Here is a 21,947-nt window from a genome sequence, read left to right as displayed (position 1 = left end):
TGGGAATTCGGTTCCAAGCACAGGGAACTGCCACGGAAGGTTCGACTTGCGAATAAGCTGGTGTTAACTTCCTGCCTGTGACGCCTCACATAACCACATCATTGGTTTATTTTTCCCAGGCGATTCCCGACCGGCAGGAGGCCGTGACATGCCCACCAAACCCGTGGACGTGCAAGATCTGAAGCTTGGCATGTACGTGGCGAAACTTGATCGTCCCTGGACCAATTCGCCCTTCCTGTTCCAGGGGTTCCGCATCGAGAATGAAGACGAGCTCGGGCAGCTTCGACAACACTGTCGATACGTCTATATCGACCCGGAACTGGGTTATGACGGACCCAGATTCGAGCGCAACAAACCCAAACCCAGCGGCAAGACGGAGCCCCGGGTGGCCACCGGCTCGAAAACCGGCGAGGAACTGCTGCCCCGGGAGCCCGAACTCCGGCAGGCCATCCCGCAGGTCTATCAGTACCGTCGTCAGGCGATTGGCTTTCTCGACAATGTGCTCAAACAGGTTCGTGCCGATCAGTCCGTTAACACGGGTGCAGCCGGGCATGTGGTGGAAGGCCTGCTGCGCTCGGTGCAGCTGAACCTCAACGCCTCCATGTGGCTGAACAATCTCAAGCGTCGGCATGAGCACTCTGCAACCCACTGCACCAATGTGGCGGTGGTTGCCCTCGCCTTCGCCCATCACCTGGGCTATACAGGCCAAAAACTGATTGATGTCGGCATTGGCGCGCTGCTGCACGATATTGGCCTGATGCGCTTGCCCACTGAATTGCTGGACAAGCCGGAGAAACTCAGCGCGGAAGAAGAACGGGAAATGCGAGAGCATCCGGAATCGGGTAGCCGTCTGATCGCCAGGCGTGACGAAGTCTCCTCGACGGTACTCAACATCATCCGTTATCACCATGAGAGGGTAGACGGCAGCGGTTACCCCGATGGGCTGTCCGGTAAGCAAGTGCCGGAGGAAGCCATGATCGTTGCCCTGGCGGACATCTACGATGCCATGACCACCGAACGGCCCTACAAGACGCCGGCATCTCCTCACGGCTCGATGAACATCATTCGACAGCTGGCGGATTCTCATTTTCCGCCCTCACTGGTCCAGGCCTTCATGAGCTGCATTGGCATCTATCCCATCGGCACCGTGGTGCAGCTCAACAATGGTGTTGTCGCCCTGGTAGTGGGCCACACTCGCCGTACCCGGCTGCGACCGGAGATCATGCTTCTGAAACACCGTGACGGTCAGGTATTCCGCACTCAGCCATTGCTCGATCTGGACAAGATTGGCAGCGACCGCAACCCCGAGCAATGGCAGATCCTGCGAGTTGTCAATCCAAAGGACTTCGGTGTGGACGTGGCACGCGCCACGGAGATCTATGTGGACCGCCTCTACGCAAAGGCGGTTGAACGGCCCTCCTGAGCTTGGTCGATGACCGCCCGATAACGACAATCCATGTGGAAAAGCCGCCATTCTTGACATATTGTTATAGGCAGTCACGAGGCAAATGCCCGTGAGGAACGCAGTATCAAGACCGGGCTGAAGGCGTCGGCGCCGAAGACCGCCGATACCAGGGACTCCCGGCCGGGGGGAACGATCCCGACACTGGGAGGAGTCTATGTGGACGCCGTTTCGATCTGGGTTGGCCCTTTGCTTCCTGATGGCAGCCTCTGCCCTGTCCGCTCCGGTCGCCGCCGGACAGCCCTTGCAGCTCTCCACAGAGCAAGGCACCACGACCGAGAACCGACTGCAATTCGAAGTCGAAGCGGAGGCCACCGCGACCTTTGAAGCGCAGCTGCAGCGGGCCAGAGAAGGGCATTTCACGCTTTCCGAGGAGGCCTCTCCTCATTTTGGCTACTCGGACGCCGCCATCTGGCTCTACCTGACGGTCCAGGCCCCCGAGCAAAGGACCGGGCTCTGGCTGCTGGAGATACAACACCCTCTACTGGGCAACGTCACGGTGGAAGCCCACCGGGAAGACGGCAGTGTGGAACGTTGGGAGGCCGGTCAACGTGTGCCCTTCGATCAATGGCCCATGGCACATCGCAACGTTACCATCCCGCTGAATCTGGAGGCCGGCGAAGAAGTCGAACTGCTCTACCGGATCAGCAGCAACAGTTCCTTGCAGACGCCGCTGGTCGTCTGGCCGGAAGCCGCCTTCAATGAATCCGCTCAGCAAGCCAATCTTTGGCTCGGGCTGTTTTACGGAATCATTCTGGCACTCTTGCTGTATAACCTGTTGCTCTACTTCGGCCTGCGTGACCTCAACTATCTCTATTACGTCTCCTATGTGGGCCTGTACCTGCTTTCCCAACTGATACTCAACGGTCTGGCGTTCCAGCACCTCTGGCCGAACGCGACCCAGTGGGCGGAGATATCCACGTCGGTGGTGGTGGCCCTGGCGTTTGCTGCCGCGGCACAGTTCTCCCGTTCATTCCTGCAGCTACCCAAGCGCATGCCCCGCTCCAACTATGTGGTACTGGGCCTGATAGCGGCCTTTGGTGTCGCGGTTCTCTGGGGGAGCCTGATCAGTCCACGGGGCGGCCTGCAGGTCACGGCATTGCTCTCGGTAATCAATACTTTCGCACTGGTTGCCATCGCCACCATATCCTTGCGGTCGGGCTTTCTCCAGGCACGCTATTTCCTCCTGGCCTGGACGATCTTCCTGGTGGGGACGGCCGTGTACGGCCTGCGTGCCATCGGCGTACTGCCCAATGTCTTCGTGACCGAGTTTGGTGTTCAGATTGGTGCGGTCATTCAAATGTTGATGCTGTCCTTTGCCCTGGCCCATCGCATGCGGGTGACGGAATGGGAAAAAGCCCGGGTGGAACGGGAAGCCAAGGTCAACCTGGAAAGGCGGGTCAAGGAAAGGACTGCGGAGCTGGATAACGCACTGGGCGAATTGTCCAAGAGCAATCAACGGCTGGAGCATCGGACCTTGTTGTTCGAGACCCTGGTGGAGGTTAACCAGATGGCTCCCGGGATTCGCAACCCCGAGAGCCTGCTTGGGCAGACCTTGCCATTGCTGGCACGGGCCCTCCCCGACACCGGCCTAGCGGTTATCGCTCGTGTGCCCAAGGCGCCCACCGCAATTACTCAACTGCATTTCCATGATATTCCACCCGCCGTTCAGAAACGTATCCTCACACTCCTGCGTGGAAAGCGCATCGACAGTGAGTTGCCAGTGAAGATGCCTGAGCTGGGCAATGGCTATCAGGGCCTGCTGATCACCATGACCAATCGGCTGCGGCAGCTGGAAGGCATGTTCATTCTGGTTCGGAAAGGTGCGGGCTTTCAGTCAGACGAACGGGAAGCAGGCGTCCTGTTTGCCGACCACCTGGGGGCTTCCATGGAAGCCGTACTGTTGCAACGCCGACTTGAAGCCAGGGCCGACACCGAGATCAGTACCGGCCTCTACAAGCGCAGCTATCTGGAAAAGATCCTTCATCGGGAAATCGAGCACCGCAAACAATATGATGTACTGGACTTTGGCTTTGTTTGCCTCCGCCTTCCAGAATTGGACGCGGTACGTGAGCAGCATGGCCCTCAAGCCGCCGAGCAGATGCTCAGTGCCGCGGCAAAACGCCTCAAGGAGGCTTGCCGCCCCGGTGATGAAGCCGGCCATTGGCGAGGAGATCAACTGGCCGTTGTCTGCCCGGGAAGCAAGACAGAGGATGTCCAGGCCCTGGCGGACAAGATTCGGCGAGAAATTGCCGGCAAGACGGTCAGCCTGTCCAGCCAGGATGGACATATGATGGAGCAAAAGCTTGAACTGCAGATCGGTGCGGCCAGTTCCGAGGGGGGCAACCCGGAAGCGGTCTCCGAGGAAGCCGTCACGGCCATGCGAAATTCAGACAAGGCCTGAGCGATGGGGAAAACGACTCCAGTGGCATCTACTGCACGTTCTTAAACCGGCCTCAGGGAAGCTCTGATCGAAATTGATCAGAGCTTCCCTAGATCTGCCAGGCGTAGCTCATCTTTATAAACAGCCGCCTGCCCTCAAGCTCCATTTCATTGCGGCTTTCGCCCCCTCGCAGGTCAGAGTAGCCGGCGATGAACTCGGTTCTCGGGTCCAGGCGCCAAGTGAATGTAGCCTGGTTGGCCCAGCTGTATTGATCACGACCCTGTCCATCGGGGTACAGATCACTATTACGCTCGATATCAACCAACTGGGAAATCAGACGAACATGACTGCGCAGGCCGAGAAACCAGGCGGCACGCAGCTCCTTGGTGGTCGCGGTAAACAGGCGGCCCGCTGACAGATCCAGAGACTCTCGCTGGTAGCGAAGGTCCACCTCCAGATGGCGACCGATGTCTGCGGTGAGAGAGGGCGCGAAGCGAGTGGACTCGCCACTGCGCAAGCCAACAAAATCGATCTGGTCGCCGCTTTCCGCCTCGGCAGACAGCTGCAGTCCCCGGACCGGCTCGACCTGGACGCGCCCGAATCGGCGGCTGCCATCGAACCGTTCACCGGCATGCCACTGTTCGTATTGCCACGCTGACAGGGTGAGACGGGATTGCCAGCGACCTCGCAATGAAAGCTGGGCTTCGTCCTGGCGCAGCAACGGCTGCCCGTCAGCGCTGGTATCGCTGCGCCGATGCTCCAAACGAAAATCCGCCTCGTCCAGCAAGGCGTCACCGCTGCCATACCAACGGCTGCCCGCCCAGGCGGTGTTCTGTTCGAAGCCACTCTGAGGCATGAAGCCCAGGTCAGCGCGGAATCCTGGCTCGCGGTGATCATGGCTGCCACCCAGGTACCAGTTCCTGCGCTCATGCTGATAGCGAACAAAGCGGGCATCGCCCTCTTCTCGAGGAGAGGCCGACTGGGGCTCCAATCGATCCCGGGTCTCGCTGCGGGACCACTGATAGCGCACGGTGTCATAACGACTCGGCCGCAGCAGGCCATCTACACTCAGCACAGAGTTCTCGTAATCCTCCGCGGAACGATGAGTCAGCAACATGCCGAGACCTGCGTTTTCCATCACATCCCGCCGCAAGCGCAGGGCGGTGGATTCGCTGGGCAGGTCTTTCCTCAGGAATTCCGCCGACTCCGGCCCCGGCCGTATCAGGTTCAGTTGGCGGTCCCGAACATGAAAGAAACCCACGGCCTGGGCGCCCAGTTGCCCGGCCAGCTTGATGCCGTCAGACGGCTCCACCAGGTTGCGGGTCTGGACCGACTCCATGGGTGTCTGAAACAGGTCCGCGGATTCCTGAAAGAATGGTCGGCGCTCCTGGCGCTGTACCCCGAAGGGCTGATTGATGTCCAGCTCCAGAGGGTCTGCCGCCACTTGCGAGAAATCCGGGTTGACGGTGCCGGTCAGGGTAAGACTGGGGGTCAGGGCCCATTGCACCGTTGCACCCAGATTGCTGTCCCGTTCCGTCTCCCTGCCTTCGCCATCGGCACGTGGAAACTCCCGCTGCCCAAGGGAGACCTCGGGGGTAAACTCCAGACTTCGGCCCGCTTTGACGCCGGCAAAACCGTCAACCCGTTGCACCTGACACAGGTAACAGTCCTGCCCTCGTTCCAATGGACTTAGGGCAAAACGACGGCTGTAGTCGCGCGGATAGAAACGGACCAGGTCCAGACCCCAGGTCATGATGTCCTCACTGGCGGGGAAACGCAGGCTACTGAAGGGGATGGCAATCTCCACCTCATAGCCGTAATCGGTCAAACGTCCAGCGGATTCCCAGATAAACTCAAAGCTACTGTCTTCGGTGCCAGCCAGCTCGTTGATAAAAAGGTCGGACTGAACACCGAGCGGATTGACAAAAAATTGATAGCCCCGCCGTTGCCCGTCATAGGGGTCCAGTGTCAGTGAAACCAGGTCATTGCCGAAAATATCGTCTCGAGCGCGATAGTAGGCACGAATGCGCTCCGGTGCCGGATCATAGGCCCTGAAGCCCACATACAGGTGGGTGTCACTGTAAATCAGCAGGGCCTCGGTGCGTACGGGCGCCGATATGTTCTCGCCGGGCCGGGTTTCATAGGGCAGTTCCATCACCAGGGCCCGGTCCCAGACAGACTCATCCAGATGCCCGTCCACGGTGATGGTTTCATCGGTGTGAGGGACCTGCGGCCGCTCAGCGAAGACCGGCTGGCTCACGAGGGTGGCCAGAAATCCCAGGATCGGGAGAAAAAATGCCCTAGCGGGCCTGGCAAGGGCGGGCAAAGCGGCAGCCTGAGAGGACACGTGGCCTCCTGCAACGATGAAATGGGAGTCGGGGGGCGGGGACCTTACCCCCCGTCTGTGACCGAGGCAAGTGCTCGGGGTTCCCTCCCGCTGACGGACCGGGCCGACGAGGCATCTTGGCGGTGAGAGGCCAAAGGGAGTAGCATCAGTGGAGATGCAAACACCCTGCCCCGGAGGAGGCTGATATGAAAGGTGATGATGGCGTGCTGGAATTTCTCAACCGTGCCCTTCGCAGTGAGCTCACGGCCATCAACCAGTATGTTCTCCATGCCCATCTGCTCGAGGACTGGGGCCTGGAACGGCTTTATCGCATTGGTTTTGCCCATGCCAAGGATGAGATGCATCACGCTGAAACCCTGATCAAGCGCATCCTCTTTCTGGAAGGGCACCCTGAGATGCAACAACTCGACGATCTCATGATCGGGCGGGACGTGAAAGGCATTCTTGGTAATGACTTGAAGGCCGAGGAAGCTGCGATCAAGCTCTACCGGGAAGCCGCTGCCTATTGTGAGAAGGTCCAGGATTACACCACCCGGGACTTGTTCACCCATCTCATTGCCGATGAAGAAAAACATTACGATTTCCTGGGGACCGAGCTGGATCTGATCGAAAAGATGGGCCTGGAAAACTATTGCCAGTCTCAGGCAAGTTCGGAGTAGCCCGTCCCGCCTCCCGACCCGGGAACCCCCCGGGCCGGATAAGGTCTCATTCATTTATCGTCATTTCGTCATTGCCGCGCCCCGGCCGTGGGCGCTAGTGTCTGACTTCAGCCCAAGGAACCTGTATGTCACGCTCAGGCCCTTCGCTCTCAACTCCGTTCCTGCCCCTTGCCTTGCTGGTCTCAAGCCTGCTGGCGGTCAGTGCCCATGCTGAGGGCCCTATCATCCAGCCCGGCGCACCGGGAGAGGCCAGCCGGACCATCAGTGCCGAGGAAGCCTCAAGGCTCGCTGGCATTCAGTATTCGGAAGCCGATATCCGCTTCATGCAGGACATGATTTCGCATCATTGGCAAGCGGTGGAGATGTCGGAACTGGCTCCGGAACGCAGCCAGCGCGACGGGATCAAGGACCTGGCAAGCCGTATCCTGGCTTCACAAAGCGATGAAATCGAGTTCATGCAGTCCTGGCTGGCCGAACGGGAAGAATCCTGGCCGTCACGCAGGGACCACCATGACATGGATGAGCACCATGATCACCATCACGACATGGCGGGCATGGCATCGCCGGAAGAAATGGCCAAACTGGAAGGATCCCGGGGCAATGACTTCGACAGACTTTTCCTGGAGCTGATGATCACCCACCACGAGGGCGCTCTGGAGATGGTCAACGATCTGCTGTCCCAGTCCGGGACCGCCCAGGACCCCGAACTGCTGCAGTTCACCATAGACGTCGTCAATGATCAGGATGCGGAAATCACGCGTATGACCCAGCTCCTCGCGGAGTTGGATCCGGATCCGCGAGTGGGATTGGCCGCGGGCTTCCACGATGCCGAGCAGGCGGCCTGGAATATGGAGTTGCTGGCCACAGTGCCTCGCCCGCCAGGCTTTCATGTCCCGGGCAACCCCGCCGGGCTCCCACTGAGTCGCCTGAGAGAGAAAGCCGGCGAAGAAGTCGATGAACTGGATGAACGTCTGGAACGGCGCCAGCCTTTGTTGAGCTTTGTCAATTCCGACATCGCCTTCGCCGGAGATAAAGTGATTGCCGGCAGTTTCCACGGCTTCAATATCTATGACACCGCTAACGAGGGCAAACCGGAATTGATCACTTCCGTAGTCTGCCCCGGCGGGCAGGGCGACGTCTCTGTTGCCGGCGACCTCTTGTTCATGTCGGTGGAGCAACCCCGCGCCCGGCTGGACTGCGGCCTTCAGGGCGTCGCGGACTCGGTAAGCGAGGAACGATTCAGAGGTATTCGGGTTTTTGACATCAGTGATATCCGCCAACCTCAACAGGTGGCTGCCGTTCAGACCTGCCGGGGCTCACATACCCACACCATTGTCCCCGGCCCCGACGAGGGCCGCATCATCATTTACAACTCCGCCACCAGCTTCGTGCGCGATGACGAAGAGCTGGCCGGCTGCTCCGATCAGCCGCCGGAAGAGGATGGCAAGACGGCCCTGTATCGGATCGATATCATCGAAGTCCCGGTGGACAGCCCGGAGGATGCACGGATCGTCAACAGTCCCTTCGTCTTTGCCGACGAGGAGACCGGTGACCCTGATGGCCTCTGGGCCGGTGGTGACCATGGAGACGGGACCCAGCGCACCCGGGCCACCGACCACTGTCATGACATCACGGTCTTCCCCGAATTGAATCTTGCCGCCGGCGCCTGTTCCGGCAACGGCATCCTGTTTGATATCTCCGACCCACTCAATCCGGAACGGATTGACGAGGTCACCGACCCGAGCTTTGCCTACTGGCACTCGTCGACCTTCAGCAACGAGGGCGACAAGGTGATCTTTACCGACGAGTGGGGCGGCGGGACCCGCCCCCGCTGCCGAGCCTCCGATCCCTTGGAGTGGGGCGCCAACGCCATCTATGAAATCGTTGACGGCAAGCTGGAATTCCGGAGCTACTACAAGATGCCGGCGCCACAGACCGAGCAGGAAAACTGCGTCGCCCACAACGGCTCCATCATCCCGGTACCGGGCCGGGACATCTTCGTTCAGGCCTGGTATCAGGGCGGGATCTCCATCAAGGACTTCACCGATCCATCCAATGCAGAGGAAATTGCCTTTTTTGCCCGTGGACCCATCGATGAGGAGGCACTTGTGGCGGGGGGCTTCTGGTCAGCCTATTGGCACCAGGGTCGTATCTATGCCACCGAACTGGCGCGCGGCATGGATGTGTTTGCCCTGACCGCAGGCGAGGTGCTGAGCGAAAACGAGATTGCCGCGGCAAAGCTCGCCGGCGACCGGGTATTCAATCCCCAGACCCAACACCAGATCGAATGGCCCGCCAAACCGGTGGTCGCACTGGCTTATCTGGATCAACTCGAACGGGACCAGAGCCTGGAAAGCGAACAGATTGAAACCCTGCGTGCCTCTATCAATCGAGCGGGGACCCTCCTGGACAATGGGGAGAGGGACCGCAGCCTGTCTCGCGAGCTTCGCCGAGAAGCACGTGTCCTCTCCCGCAGCGGCCGTGATGCGGAGGATCTGACTGCTCGTCGATTGGAGGGATTGGCAGACACCCTGTCCGGCCTGGCAGGTAGAGTCCGGAGATAGGTATAAAGCAGCCACGAGTCAGTAAGAGCTCACCATAAATAAAGAGCCGCCCGAAGCCAGTGCTTCGGGCGGCTCTTTTTTGACGGCACCGATCAGAATCGAAGGGCTTAATATGGCTTCCCGGATTACTCACCAATAGAAATTGATTTGCAAGCTGCTATCACCGGCGATGAATCCCGAATCTGTCTCACCATCGAAGTCACGACGGCTGTAAACCATACCTGCCTGGGCACTCAGTGTCATGGGACCCATCACCCGATACTCGAGACCAAACCATCCACCCCGTTGAACAGCATTGACTTCCAGGGATCCAGCCTCCAGAGCGGCCCCCACCAGCATGACGCTGGCGAACAAAACAGAACGACAAAGATTCTTCATCAGCTATCCCCCTTTTGAATAGCATGAAGCGCGGGAGTTTAATCCTGCCATTTGGCTTGTCAAGCTTCTGCTTACTAGGTAGCCACAACCTTTCCAATGATCGTCATCGGCAGTTGCTTCTCATGGCCAATATCGTCAAATGCTCAGAAAGGGACTTGAACTTGCAGTCAAAAAAAAGCCGTGCATTGCCTCGGACTGGGGCAATGCACGGCGATTAACACTTACCTATTGGGCGACTTATTCGCCCTGGCCGAGGCTGAAGCCGAGTTCGCCGTCGAAGGTGTAGAGCTGCTCGGTCTTGATGAAGTCCAGGCCGGCCTGGTTGATGCGGTTAAGGAGTTCGATGACGTCTGCATTGGCGGCCTGCTGACCGTCGGGGGCGCGGAAGCGGCAGCGCCAGTGGTCGGTGCAGCAGGTCTCCGGCAGACCTTCGGGCCAGACCTTCACGCCACGGTTGGTTACCAGGCGCAGATCGAAGGGACAGCCCTCGGTCAATGAAGCCAGACGGTCGCCCAGGGCCTTGGGGTCGCGGTCGTTTTCATCGTAATCCAGGAACACATCCACCCCCACCAGGGCCTTTTCCGGCTTGTCGGTCACCGCCTTCCAGGCGCCGTCAAAGGCGGGCAGTTCGGCAGCGGGCGGTGCGGCGATGGCCTCGGGCTTGCGGCCGAGGTTTTCACAGATGCGCTCGGCGAAGGCCTGGGTGCCGACCTTCTCCCGACTCTTGCCTTCCTTGTAGAGGTCACCGGTGTGCACGCCTTCTTCCAGGGTCACCATCCAGGCGTCCTGAATCTGGGCGGCAGTCTGGGCATCACCCAGGTAGCGCAGCATCTCGCAGGCAGCCAGCAGCATGCCCGAGGGGTTGGCCATGTCCTTGCCGGCGATGTCCGGCGCGGAGCCGTGGACAGCCTCGAACATGGCGCAGCCTTCGCCGATGTTGGCAGAACCGCCCAGGCCCACGGAACCGGTGATCTGTGCGGCCACATCGGAGAGCACATCGCCATAGAGGTTGGGGGCGAGAATCACATCGAAGCGGCCCGGCTGATCGGCCAGCAGCGCCGTGCCAATGTCGATGATGCAGTGCTCGGCCTCGATGTCCGGGTACTCGGCCGCCACCTCTTTGAAGACCCGATGGAAGAGCCCATCGGTGATCTTCATGATGTTGTCCTTGCTCATGCAGGTCACCTTCTTGCGACCCTGGGCACGGGCCAGTTCGAAGGCGTAGCGGGCAATCCGTTCACAGGCCGGGCGCGAGATCAGCTTCAGGCACTGGGTCACCTCGGTGGTCTGGCGGTGTTCAATGCCGGCATAGGTGTCTTCCTCGTTCTCGCGCACGATGATCAGATCCATATCCGGGTGGCGAGTGGGCAGAACCGGATCCCAGGCGCGGCAGGGACGAACATTGGCGAACAGGCCCAGTGACTTGCGGAGGGTGACGTTCAGGCTCTTGTAGCCACCGCCCTGAGGGGTGGTAATGGGCCCCTTGAGCAACACGCGATGCTGGCGGATGGTTTCCCAGGCGGATTCGGGAATTCCGGAACTCACCCCATCCAGGTAGCAGGCCTCGCCCACGGTGACCGGATCAAATTTCACCGCCGCGCCGGCGGCCTCCAGTACCTTGACCACTGCCTGGGTGATCTCCGGGCCAATACCATCGCCCTCGGCAAGGGCAACCGTGGTGGCTTGGGCCGCCGGCCGGGCGGCGCCGAATTCGTCTGTCTTGGGGGCTACGCTGGACATGATGCTCTCCATACTCAGTCGGTTCTCGGGCGCGCGCGCAGTGTAATTCTCGCAACAAATAGAATAAAGTTAATTTTTCTTGATCAATAATTAGATTTTTATCTAAGCTTTGTCCATGAATCTCACCCTGCACCAGCTGCGTATTTTCCGGACCGTGGCCGAGACCGGCTCCATCACGCGGGCGGCCAAGCAGTTGCACCTGACGCCCCCGACCCTGTCGATCCAGCTCCGGCAACTGAGCGAGGCCGCCGGCCTGCCCCTCTACGAGGTGGTGGGCCGCCGCCTCCGCCTGACCGAGGCCGGCCACGACATGCTGGAGGCCGCCCGGGAAGTCCACGCTCCCCTGCGCCGCCTGGAGCAGCAACTGGCGGCCCGCAAGGGCATCCGGCGCGGGCGCCTGAAGATTGCCGCGGTCTCCACCGGGGAGTACTTCATGCCGCGGGTACTGGGGGAATTCCGACGTCAGCACCCGGGGATCGAGGCCAGCCTCCGCATCCTGCCCCGCTCGGCCCTGATCGAACGCCTCAACGAGGGCCTGGATGACTGGTACCTGATGACCCGTCCGCCGGCCGACCGCCAACTCTCCTGCGAGCAGGTGGGCATCAACCCCCTGGTGATGATCGCCGCTCCCGATCACCCCTGGACCCAGGCCCCCACCATCAGCTTTGATCTCATCGCCGGTACCGGCTTCGTGGTGCGGGAGCCAGGCTCTGGTACCCGTCTGTGGACCGAGGAGTGGCTGCGCCGCTTCGGCGCCGAGCTCAAGCCGGAACTACAGCTGGGCAGTAACGAGGCCATCAAGCAGGCGGTTCGGGGTGGTCACGGCCTGGCGGTCATCTCACTGCACGCCGTGCGCCTGGAGTTGGCGGCCGGGGAACTGGTGATGCTTGATGTGCCCTACTTCCCTGCCCCCGTTTACTGGCACCTGGTTCAGAAACCAGGCCGCCGCCTGACCCCTGCCGCGGAGGCCTTTCGGGACCACCTGCTGGCGGAGATGCCAGCCCTCGACCAGCAATTGATCGCACGCCTTGCCGCCGACGGCCAGCCCTGGCCGGCCGAGGAGTAATCCAGGCGGACACGGTCTGTCCGTCCTTTCCTACAGCGGATAGCGCTTTGCAGCAATGGTTGCCCCGCCGCGATTCATTAGGCTGATAAACAGAGACAGCCGATTAGCGGGAGGAGAAAAACCATGACCACGATTGACTGCCCGGAAGACCTGCATAGCCTGATCGGCCGATTCCTGGCCGACAACAGCCGTTACCTGGAATTGAGCAAGAACGGCCCGCGCTTTCAGCTGCGCGCCCTGATCCACAATCAGTGGAAGGTGGTTTCCATCGAAAGCGACGAGGCCAACCGAATCTGGCAATGGGCCACCGGCCGGATCACCACTCGCATCAACAGCATTGGCCAACAGACACCCAGCAAGCTGCCGGCGGTGATGAACATCGTCACCCGCTTTGGCAAGGAAAAATCCCGGAACCAGGACATCAGCCGTCTGCGCCTGCGCTGGCGAGCCCGCCCCATGGAACGGGAGCAGAACAGTGGCACGCTGACCATGCAGATCACTGAGCTGGCCGCCTGAGCCTGGGCTGGGCCGCCTATGAAGGCTCAGTCCTGGGAGCAGCACCCAGGGGTGGCAGTGCGCGACGCAGGCGCCAATCCACCCAGGTGAAGGCGAATGGCACGGCGCCCAGGAACAGGAGCAGCAGCCATTGGAGGATGGACCACGATTGGCGGTGGCTCACCACCAATGCCACGGCACCATAGAAGAGATACAAGATGCCATGAATCCAGCCGGCATAGGTGACGGCGAGCGGCATGTCCGCGTAGGTCCTTAAAGGCATGGCCACGAACAGGAGCGTCAGCAAAGACAGCCCCTCGATCATGCTAACCAGGCGAAAGAAACGAATCACTGCTTACTCCTTTCAAGCAAACGAGCATGATCACCAGAAGGCAATGATCATCAGGGCAATCATGAGCACACTCAATATCAGAAACACCCGACCGATTCTTGCATTGGTGATGTGCTTCTCTTCGTAGCGCTGCTTGAGCGCCGCCAGCCCGGCCTCATCCAGGCCGTGGCAGTGCTGACATTGGGATTTCTTCTTGGGTGTTTGCAGGCCACAGCGATCACAGCGCCACACCCGGCGAATCAGGGCCTTGGAAGCACGTCCCAGCAAGTGCAGTCTCCCGTCAAATACGTCTCTGGCTAGTCTTCACGCTTGTCTTTCCAGCCCATTCGTTCACGCTCGGCCTGCAGCCAGGGCGCTTCGTAGTCGGGCGCCTGCTTCTCCACACCCTGAGCCTTGAGCCGATTGGCCACCGCATCAACAATAGTCGCGCATAGCGATGCGGCCAGCATGAAATGGGCCTCACGGTAGCCGGATTCGTATTCCCACCCCAGCAAGGGCGTCAGGACCGGTATCCAGGCCTCATTGATGACCATCACGGCAATGGCGCCACCCATTGTCGCACTGGCCATAATGATCAACGAAGGCACGGTGTAGATAGGCAACCGCTCAAAGCTATGATACAGCGCCGGCGCACTCCAAAAGGCAACAACAATCAAACCCAGCCACAGCAGCAGATCCAGTAAAAGCTTTACCAGCACAAGCAGCCCTTTCCTTTGAGCCAGAAACGCCAAGAATTCTATCAAAGGCCCGAGCACCGTCACCACGACATCACACTACACGCTTTCAGTTGGAATTGTTGCCCCAGATCGGCTCGGCTATGATCAAAAGCGGTTCCACGCACAATAAAGGAAAACCGCCGATGACCATCCACGCGCCGGAGGCTTCCGGTTGGCATGCCCTGCGGGGCCCCGGCCTGTCCTTGATCTGCCTGTCCATTCTGGCGGCTCTGCTCAGTGGCTGCGCCGGCATTGCAGCGCGGGAGATTGGCGAAGCCCCGGGGCCCGATTCAGGCATGTTCAATCTCGGCTACCAGGCCACTTCCCAGCTGGGTGGCGAGAGCGTGGAATGGACAGCCGGGGACGGCAGTGAACACTGGGCGGTCCGCTTCCGTGCCGGCGGGCTGGACGCCGATTACGATCTCAGCACCGACGGCGACAACGGCCGATTCCGGATCAATTTCCGGGTCAACACGAACCCGCAAGCGGAAACACACCGGGGCACCGTGATTCTGCTCCATTCCTGGCGCCAATCCCATGAAGTCATGGTCCCCTGGGCATCTCAGCTCAGTGCAGCGGGCTTCGAGACGTTGATTCCGGATCTGCGCGGCCATGGCCAGTCGGGTGGGAGTCAGGTCGGCTTCGGCGTGCTGGAGGCGGGCGACGTGGAGCGGCTCATCGACCACCTGGAAACCGGGGAAGCGATCAGCAAGCCGCTGTATCTCATGGGCGCATCCCTGGGTGCGAGTACCGCCCTGCGCGCCGCCGACGACCCCCGCGTCAGCGCGGTCGTGGCCATTGCCCCCTTCAATGACCCGGGCGGTGCGGTGGTGGAAGTGGCCAGAGAGATTGCCCCCTGGCGCAGTCGCCTGGTGGGCCAGAGGAATCTGCTTCGAGGTTTCGAAAGGGCCATGATCGATGCCGGACTGAGTCTGGAACTGGCGGACACGGCAGAAGCGATCAGGGGCCTGAATACCCCCGCACTGCTCATCCACGGCGAGGATGATCAACATGTCTCGGTGTCACACAGCCGTGAGTTGGCTGAGGTGCTGGACTGCGGGCAGCTCCTGATTCTGCCCGACACCGGTGGTCATATCGCCAGCCATGTGCGCCTGGACTGGCTGGATGACTGGGTCCTGCCTTTCCTGGAGTGGTCTGAGCAATCCGGGCCGGACTGCCGGGTGCCCAAAGGATAAAGTCGAGGCGGCGGCATGAATCATGCCGCCGCCTGAGCTGATTCGACAGGATGCTGCGAGCTCCTCAGTCGTAGCGGGCAGGCTGCCCCTCCGCCGGGATGGCATCCAGGATGAAATCCCGCAAGTCCTCATTGGACAGGCGCAGATCCTCATACCGCAGATACATCATGTGACCACTACGATAGCCCTTGAAGCTCAAGCGGTCCCGCATCTTCCCACTGGGATCCAACTGCCACATGCTGTACTTGGCATCAAAGTAGTTGGTGGCACCGTCATAATAGCCGGCCTGGAAGAGCACATTGAGATAGGGATTCTGGGCCATGGCCTGGCGCAGGTTTTCCCCGGTCTGATTGTTCTGGCGGTCCCAGGGGTGCACCGGCCCGAACATGTTGTATTTGATGTCCGTCTCGTACTCCAGCTCGCTGCGAATATAGTGATTGATCGCCGGGGTAAAGGCATGCAGCCAGGCGGTCAGCTCGGCCCAGTAATCGGGCCGTTCACCCACATCCTTGCGGTCGATGCCCAGATAGCGGGAGTCGAGCCGGCCAACGGTGCGACCGCGATCCCGCAGCAAGTCCTTCCAGAAGAAGGCCAGGTCAATATCCAGGTTGCTGCCGAGCACGCTGTCCAGCGACAGCCCGGAATAGCGAGCTACTTGTTCGCCGATCTGCTGGCGTTCTTCCTCATTCAGAAATGCCCCTCGGGCCAATGCGGGCAGGTACTCTTCCAGGGTGAATTCCTCCACCTTGGGCAAGAGCTCGTAGAGATCCAGGTCCTGGAGCTCATCGTCCAGTGCATCGTGGTACCACGCCGTGGCGGCGAAGTAAGGCAGGCGATTAGCTGCCTTCACCGGCCCTTCCCGGTCAATGCCCATGTCGGTCGGCGAGACCAGAATGACACCGTTGAGATACATCCACTGGCTGTTCTGCAGCTCCAGAGCCAGACCGGCAACCCGCGTGGTGCCATAACTCTCGCCAATCAGGAACTTGGGCGAATTCCATCGCTCATTGCGAGTGACGAAGGTATTGATCCACTCGGCAAGATATTCAATATCCTGCTCGACACCGAAAAAGCGCTCCTGCTGCTCCTCCTGGCTGATCTTTTCACCATCCTCGTCCGGCACTACCCGCGAATACCCGGTATTGACCGGATTGACGAACACGATGTCGGCAACGTCCAGGACCGAGTAGGGGTTGTCTTTGACCCCGTAGGGCTGCACTGGATAGCCTTCGTCATCGATCTCCAGCACTCGGGGCCCGGTATAGGCAACATGCATCCAGACCGAGGCCGAGCCCGGCCCACCATTGAAGGAAATCACCAATGGGCGCTGGTCCCGGTCGCGAACATCGGTACGCTGGTAATAGGTGTAGAACAAGGTAGCGATGGATTTGCCATCGTCGTCCCAGACCGGCTGGGTGCCGGTGGTCGCGGAATATCGGACCCGCTCACCCTGAATTCGGGTAGCGTGCTCGGTCACCACCGCATCATCGATCGGAATGCTGCGTTCGCTGGCCATTGCGGTGACTGCCAGCGAGCCGAGCAACATCCCAACAATAAGCTTTTGAATTCCTTGCATTAGCTTCCCTCCAGAGAGATCAAGCAAGAATAATCTGACGGCCAGATACTCCAATCCGAGACCGAGGCTACCCGCAAGAGTTCCCCTTGGACGAGGCAATTGGCTTCCGACTCACAAGGTGGGGCAACAGACAAGTTAGCAGAAAACAACTATCGCCATCATGCTTGCACCACCGAGAAAAAGTGCGCTACCGGGGTGAGCACAGGAACATTGCCCTAGCCATAGGCCAGCTAGAGACTCGGGATAAAGATTCGTACAGGCTCCAAAAATTCTGTCAGGGTCGTAAGGGTATCAAAGGTGACCAAGGTGCCATGAGACCGCCTGGAGGCCGAGATAACTGAGGTGCCCAAGCCCAAGTGCATGGTGCAAGGGGGCGCTAGGAAGGGACGCCTATCCCGGATCTGTCATCAAGGATTCTACCGTCCACCAGTTCGATGACCCGGTCGCATTTCTCGGCAAGCTCAAGATCATGGGTGACGATGATGAAAGCGCAGCCGAATTCCCGATTGAAGCGGCGTAGCAAGTCAAATACCTGCTCGGAGCTCTCGGTGTCCAGATTCCCGGTCGGCTCGTCGGCCAGCACCAGGGGCGGGCGATTGATCAATGCCCGGCAGATGGCCACTCTTTGTTGTTGTCCGCCAGAGAGGGCCTTGGGTTTGCGCTCGCCGTAATCGTCCAGGCCCACCGACGCCAGCAACGCCTGGGCATGGGCCTCGATATCCGGGTCGCGTCGCCCCATGGCGGCCCAACAAGGCATCTGGATATTGTCCAGGGCCGTAAAGGCGGTGAGCAGATGATGAAACTGAAACACGAAACCCAGGCGCTCACCGCGCAATCGGGATAGTTCACCGTCCGACAGCCCCCGAGTGGAGCGCCCGGCAATGAATACCTCGCCGTCACTGGGCTGATCGAGGAGACCCAGTATGTTGAGCAAGGTACTCTTGCCGGAGCCGGAGGGTCCCACCATGGCCAGGAATTCTCCGGGGCCCACGCTGAGATCAATGCCATGGAGCACTTCCTGCTCGCTGGGCAGGCCGATGTTGTAGCGCTTTTTCACATTCTTCAGCCGCAGGACCGGGCTGTCGGCAGCAGGCGCTGTCATCCCTAGCTCCTTATTCATCTCGAATCGCCGCTACCGGGTCCATCTTCGCGGCACGGCGGGCCGGGAAGTAGGCCGCCAGAATACCCGTAACCGTGGCCAGCAACATGGCGCCCATCACCAGGCCGGCGCCTGCGGTCACATCGAACAGGGCCTCACGGTCGGGCCGGGCGCCCAGGGCGGTGAACAAGCTGACCATGCCCAGACCACCCAGGGAACCCAGAAAGGAGCCCAGCAGGCCAACAATCCCGCCCTGGATCAGGAACACCGTCATGACCTGATTGGCGGTGGAGCCCGTGGCTCGCAGAATGCCGATCTCTCGTCGACGCTGAACCACGGAAACCGCCAGCACACTGGCAATCCCAAAGGCCACGGAAATACCCACGAATACCTGGATCAGATTGGTGGATTGGCTCTGGGACCTCAGGGCATTGAGCAACTGCTCATTGGTCTCCATCCAGCTCTCCGCGTTGACCCGAAAGCGTAGGCGGAGATCCTCGGCGAAGGACTCGGCCTGAAAGATCTCATCAATGGTGACATCGACACTGGTCACACCGCCGGGCAGGTTGAGCAGGGTCTGGACCGGACGAATGGGCAGATAGACAAAACGCTCATCCAGATCCCGCACACCGAGACTGAAAATGCCCGCGATCTGAAAGTTGCCGGCCCGGGCATCGGTCCCTTCCAGCCGTATTCGGTCCCCCACTTCCACGCCCAGCTTGTCGGCCAGCACATTGCCGATGACCACTTCATTAGCCGTGGGCCGAAACTCACCGGCGACCATGTCTTCCTGCACCGGTACGATCTGGGCGTAGCGTGCCGGATCGATGCCCAGCAAGGCCACGGATTCGAATGCCTGCCCCCGGCGAGCAAAGGCAGGCCCGCTCACCACCGGCGAGACGGCGGTGACTCGGGATTCGTCTTCCAGAGCCGCGACCAGGGCCTGCCAGTTCTGGACCGAGCGCAGGCGCTGGGCACGCTCATTGACCGCCTGAGCGGCGATATCCACCTCAGCCGGATCCCGCAATACGCGGACGGCCTCTTCCGGGGCCTGCAGTGAAACATGGGCCTGGGTGCCGAGAGTGCGTTCAATCAGATTGTCCTGCAGCCCGGAGATCAGGGCGAGCACGAAAACGATCACCGCCACCCCCAGACCCACCCCGAGAATGATCAGCAAACTCTGAGCACGGCCCTCGCGCAGAAACTCCACCGCCAGACGGCTTTCATACCAGAGTCGTAAATCCATCAGCTTCACCGGGCCCGCACCCGCTGGCCGGCCTCGACATCGGCATTCGCCGGCAGGATCCTATCGCCTTCCTCGAGGCCTTCAAGGACTTCACTCTTGTCCAGCCCGCGCAGACCCAGGGTCACCTCGACTGCCTCTACCTGGTTATCCACCACACGCCAGACCCGAGCGCGGTCACCGGCCACATCATCCAAGGCCTGATTGGGCAGGGCCAGCACGCCGTCGCGCTCACCCACCTGAATATCCACGGACACCGTCATGTCCTGGCGCAGAAAGGCCGGGGGCTCTGCCACCTCAAAGCGCAGGTTCACATTGCCCCGCTCCGGGTCCACCTGAGGACCGACGAATACCAGTTCCCCTTCGAAGGGCCGACCGGGGTAGGCATCGGCCTCGAACATGGCCCGCTGGCCAGTGCTCAGCCCCTCAAGGCTGATCTCATCCACCGGCGCCTCAATGATGAGCGGCCCATCCGGCGCGATCAGCAGCAGGGTAGTGCCGGGCTGCACGGTATCGCCCGGCTCCACCTGACGACGCAGCACCATCCCCTCGACCTGACTGGCAATGCGCGTCTTCTCCAATTCCGCGGCCGCCAGCGCCACCGCGTACTGGGCATCGGCCACTTCCTGTTCGGCCAGCAACCACTCGCTGCCATCCTCCTGCAGCGACTGGCGACGCAGCCGGGCCCGGGTCAGCGCCGCCTCGGCCCGCTGAATCTCCAGCCGACTACGGTCCAGCTCCTCGGCACTGATCAACTCGCGCTCCAGCAACCGTTGCCGCCGTTCGGCTTCCCGCTCGGCCTGGGCGAGATTGGCGCGGGCTTCTCCCACTGCGGCTTCCGCATCCGGGCGCTCGAAACTCAACAGACCCGCCCGCCGGGCCTTGGCCCGCGCCAGGCCGGTCTCGGCCCGGGCCAGGGAAGCACGCTGGGTGGCACCATCCAGCTCCACCAGCGGCTCGTCGGCCTCAACCCATTCGCCCTCATCGGTGTTCACCCGACGTACCTTGCCGACAATCTCGCTCCCCAGCTGCACCCGGTGACGAGTCAATACCCGCCCCGTGGTGACCACATTCTGCCGGAGGGTGCCGCTGTCCACGGTCAATACCGAAATCCGGGGGCCCAGCAGCCGATCACTCGCCATGGGGACCAGAATCAGGACAGCCACGACGGCCACAATCAGGCGCGGCCAGGTCAGCCACGGGAATTTCCTTGGCATTGCGTTTACTCCACGCTGCTCGGGGCTTGCTGCTGAAAAGTCTTCTCGCATCTTAAGGGGAAAACCGGCCCAAGCCCATACCCCTGAGCCAAACTTGAATATACTGTCCACGACGTCTAGCTTGCGAGGAAAGGGTATACAGAGGATTCCCCTATCATGGCCATAAACCAGCATGCCGAGCCGCAATTCCGCCTGCGAGAGCTGCTACCGTTGGGGTATCTCTATTTGTTGCTACTCGGCATTGCCAGTCAGTCCATCCACTATGCCTTTCTCGGCATTAACATCATGGCCTATTCCGATTTGCTGGATGTACTGCTGAGTCCCGTCGTACTGATTACGGACCACATAGCCTTCCTGTTGACCACAGTCCTGCTACCCCTTCTGCTATGGTTTTACCTGAAATACATTCGCCGGTACTACGCCCAACACAAGCCGGAAGTGCTGAAATCCGGCACAAATACCTGGCACCCCCTGGACCAATGGATGCTCCTGACCGCCCTCTTGCTATTCTGTGCCTTCCTGGGCTTCGGCGTAGGTGGCGGCCTGGCCACCCAGCAGACACTCAGCAGTAGTGACTTTGACCCGGATCATCGAGTGGTATTTGCGGACGGAAACAGCGCCGAGATCATGAAGCTGGGGATCAACAACAGCTTCCTGTTCTATGCCGTCGAAGGGCACCCCCACGTTATCGTCTCGCCCATCGACGACAATGTGCATGCCATTTCACGGCTTAGCCGGAAGGCTTCAGAGGAGTAAGCCAGCCGCTGATTCCGGCAAGTCGCCTCATTGGCGGTGAGCAACTCAGGATGCGATTCACTCTGGCTTCAATCAATCGCTGTCACTTGGCTTGGCATCGATCAGATCATCCAGGCTCAGATGGAGATCCTGAGTGCCGGGCCAGGGCTTGCGGATCATTGGGGCCTGGAGCGTCTTGGCTTTCTCCAGCCAGGCTTTTGCCGGGCCATCGATAATGATGAAGCTGGATTGGCCAAGCCCTCGATTGGCGCCACGGCCAGGCCGTCGATGGAAAACCTCTATCCGATGGCTGCCATCATGGGCTTCGATTCCGTTGCCGTGGAAACCGTAACGCGCCGGAAAACCTCGGCTCTGGTAAACATCAAAATAGATAATCCGCGACCAACGCCTTCTCGTCTCGGCTTCCTGACCGATAACGATATTCCTGGGCACATCGTCGATGAGGAGCGCAATGGAGCAACGCGTCGCCTGACCATATTGCTCTGACAGGAAACCGGCCACCGTGCCCCGTCTCAGGAAGAATCTTGAGAAGAAGGCAACAATGCCGTTACTGAACTCGGCAATGGCGCCTCGGGCCTGGTCACGGGTCCATCGTTCGAAATCCTTGCGGGTGTCCTCGTGAACGGAAAGATAATCCCTATGCCCGATGTCGTCATAATCCAGGGGCGGCGGGGCATGTTGATCGGCATTGGCAACCA

Annotated in this window: 19 protein-coding genes; 8 read left to right on the top strand and 11 right to left on the bottom strand. The window is 60.3% G+C overall.

All coding sequences use genetic code 11. The features are described from left to right. The first annotated feature begins 148 nt into the window (after positions 1–148). The gene (locus VCB98_RS11435) at positions 149–1,423 is read left to right on the top strand and encodes a cyclic di-GMP phosphodiesterase (RefSeq protein WP_346052662.1); all 1,275 of its coding nucleotides are present in this window, start codon (positions 149–151) and stop codon (positions 1,421–1,423) included. Between the two features lie 196 nt (positions 1,424–1,619). Continuing rightward, positions 1,620–3,866, top strand: a complete 2,247-nt coding sequence (locus tag VCB98_RS11430; RefSeq protein ID WP_346052660.1) for a 7TM diverse intracellular signaling domain-containing protein — start codon at positions 1,620–1,622, stop codon at positions 3,864–3,866. Between the two features lie 88 nt (positions 3,867–3,954). Here the strand turns inward: VCB98_RS11430 and VCB98_RS11425 are convergent, their stop codons facing one another. Then, a complete protein-coding gene (locus tag VCB98_RS11425; protein ID WP_346052658.1) occupies positions 3,955–6,105 on the bottom strand; it encodes a carbohydrate binding family 9 domain-containing protein in 2,151 nt (716 codons plus the stop codon). 272 nt (positions 6,106–6,377) lie between these two features. On the opposite strand from VCB98_RS11425, the gene bfr reads away from it, so the two are divergent. Continuing rightward, entirely contained in the window at positions 6,378–6,851 is a 474-nt protein-coding gene (bfr, locus tag VCB98_RS11420; RefSeq protein WP_346052657.1) for a bacterioferritin, read from the top strand. Between the two features lie 125 nt (positions 6,852–6,976). Further along, entirely contained in the window at positions 6,977–9,415 is a 2,439-nt protein-coding gene (locus tag VCB98_RS11415; protein WP_346052655.1) for a DUF305 domain-containing protein, read from the top strand. 129 nt (positions 9,416–9,544) lie between these two features. Here the strand turns inward: VCB98_RS11415 and VCB98_RS11410 are convergent, their stop codons facing one another. Then, positions 9,545–9,793, bottom strand: coding sequence for a hypothetical protein (locus tag VCB98_RS11410; protein WP_346052653.1), 249 nt, complete (start codon positions 9,791–9,793; stop codon positions 9,545–9,547). 237 nt (positions 9,794–10,030) lie between these two features. Next, complete coding sequence (locus VCB98_RS11405) at positions 10,031–11,533, bottom strand: NADP-dependent isocitrate dehydrogenase (protein WP_346052651.1); 1,503 nt, start codon at positions 11,531–11,533, stop codon at positions 10,031–10,033. Between the two features lie 115 nt (positions 11,534–11,648). Between VCB98_RS11405 and VCB98_RS11400 the strand changes: the two genes are divergently transcribed. Both VCB98_RS11400 and VCB98_RS11395 read left to right on the top strand, forming a co-directional pair. After that, positions 11,649–12,599: a LysR family transcriptional regulator gene (locus VCB98_RS11400; RefSeq protein WP_346052649.1), complete on the top strand. Its 951-nt coding sequence runs from the start codon at positions 11,649–11,651 to the stop codon at positions 12,597–12,599. A 123-nt stretch (positions 12,600–12,722) separates the two neighbouring features. Beyond that, complete coding sequence (locus VCB98_RS11395) at positions 12,723–13,115, top strand: hypothetical protein (protein WP_346052647.1); 393 nt, start codon at positions 12,723–12,725, stop codon at positions 13,113–13,115. Between the two features lie 16 nt (positions 13,116–13,131). Here VCB98_RS11395 and VCB98_RS11390 read toward each other — a convergent pair whose 3' ends face one another. From VCB98_RS11390 to VCB98_RS11380, 3 genes are read right to left on the bottom strand one after another with little or no spacing between them, the layout of a single operon-like run. Then, positions 13,132–13,443, bottom strand: coding sequence for a DUF3817 domain-containing protein (locus tag VCB98_RS11390; protein WP_346052664.1), 312 nt, complete (start codon positions 13,441–13,443; stop codon positions 13,132–13,134). Between the two features lie 33 nt (positions 13,444–13,476). After that, positions 13,477–13,713 (bottom strand): hypothetical protein, encoded by a 237-nt coding sequence (locus VCB98_RS11385; RefSeq protein WP_346052646.1) that lies wholly within the window; start codon positions 13,711–13,713, stop codon positions 13,477–13,479. 29 nt (positions 13,714–13,742) lie between these two features. Continuing rightward, positions 13,743–14,210: a hypothetical protein gene (locus tag VCB98_RS11380; RefSeq protein ID WP_346052645.1), complete on the bottom strand. Its 468-nt coding sequence runs from the start codon at positions 14,208–14,210 to the stop codon at positions 13,743–13,745. Between the two features lie 95 nt (positions 14,211–14,305). Here VCB98_RS11380 and VCB98_RS11375 point away from each other — a divergent pair, with 95 nt between their 5' ends. Beyond that, on the top strand, positions 14,306–15,358 hold the full coding sequence (locus VCB98_RS11375) for an alpha/beta hydrolase (protein ID WP_346052643.1): 1,053 nt from the start codon (positions 14,306–14,308) through the stop codon (positions 15,356–15,358). 64 nt (positions 15,359–15,422) lie between these two features. Here the strand turns inward: VCB98_RS11375 and VCB98_RS11370 are convergent, their stop codons facing one another. From VCB98_RS11370 to VCB98_RS11355, 4 genes are all read right to left on the bottom strand, one after another. After that, positions 15,423–16,904, bottom strand: coding sequence for a S10 family peptidase (locus VCB98_RS11370; protein WP_406672066.1), 1,482 nt, complete (start codon positions 16,902–16,904; stop codon positions 15,423–15,425). Between the two features lie 406 nt (positions 16,905–17,310). Next, positions 17,311–18,036 carry an ABC transporter ATP-binding protein gene (locus tag VCB98_RS11365; RefSeq protein ID WP_346052641.1) on the bottom strand — a complete coding sequence of 242 codons (726 nt, stop codon included), beginning with the start codon at positions 18,034–18,036 and terminating at the stop codon, positions 17,311–17,313. 10 nt (positions 18,037–18,046) lie between these two features. Next, complete coding sequence (locus tag VCB98_RS11360) at positions 18,047–19,288, bottom strand: ABC transporter permease (protein WP_445354000.1); 1,242 nt, start codon at positions 19,286–19,288, stop codon at positions 18,047–18,049. Next, positions 19,285–20,493: an efflux RND transporter periplasmic adaptor subunit gene (locus VCB98_RS11355; RefSeq protein ID WP_346052639.1), complete on the bottom strand. Its 1,209-nt coding sequence runs from the start codon at positions 20,491–20,493 to the stop codon at positions 19,285–19,287. The genes VCB98_RS11360 and VCB98_RS11355 overlap by 4 nt, the downstream gene beginning before the upstream one ends. Positions 20,494–20,649: 156 nt before the next feature. Between VCB98_RS11355 and VCB98_RS11350 the strand changes: the two genes are divergently transcribed. Next, on the top strand, positions 20,650–21,249 hold the full coding sequence (locus tag VCB98_RS11350) for a hypothetical protein (protein WP_346052638.1): 600 nt from the start codon (positions 20,650–20,652) through the stop codon (positions 21,247–21,249). Between the two features lie 72 nt (positions 21,250–21,321). Here VCB98_RS11350 and VCB98_RS11345 read toward each other — a convergent pair. Next, a partial coding sequence (locus VCB98_RS11345; protein WP_346052636.1) for a hypothetical protein occupies positions 21,322–21,947 on the bottom strand: 626 nt, incomplete at its 5' end.

Origin of the sequence: Natronospira elongata (assembly GCF_034931365.1) — a bacterium.
Lineage (GTDB): Bacteria > Pseudomonadota > Gammaproteobacteria > Natronospirales > Natronospiraceae > Natronospira > Natronospira elongata.
Note: the sequence above shows the minus strand (reverse complement) of the source record. Positions and strands in the feature narration are given on the sequence as shown.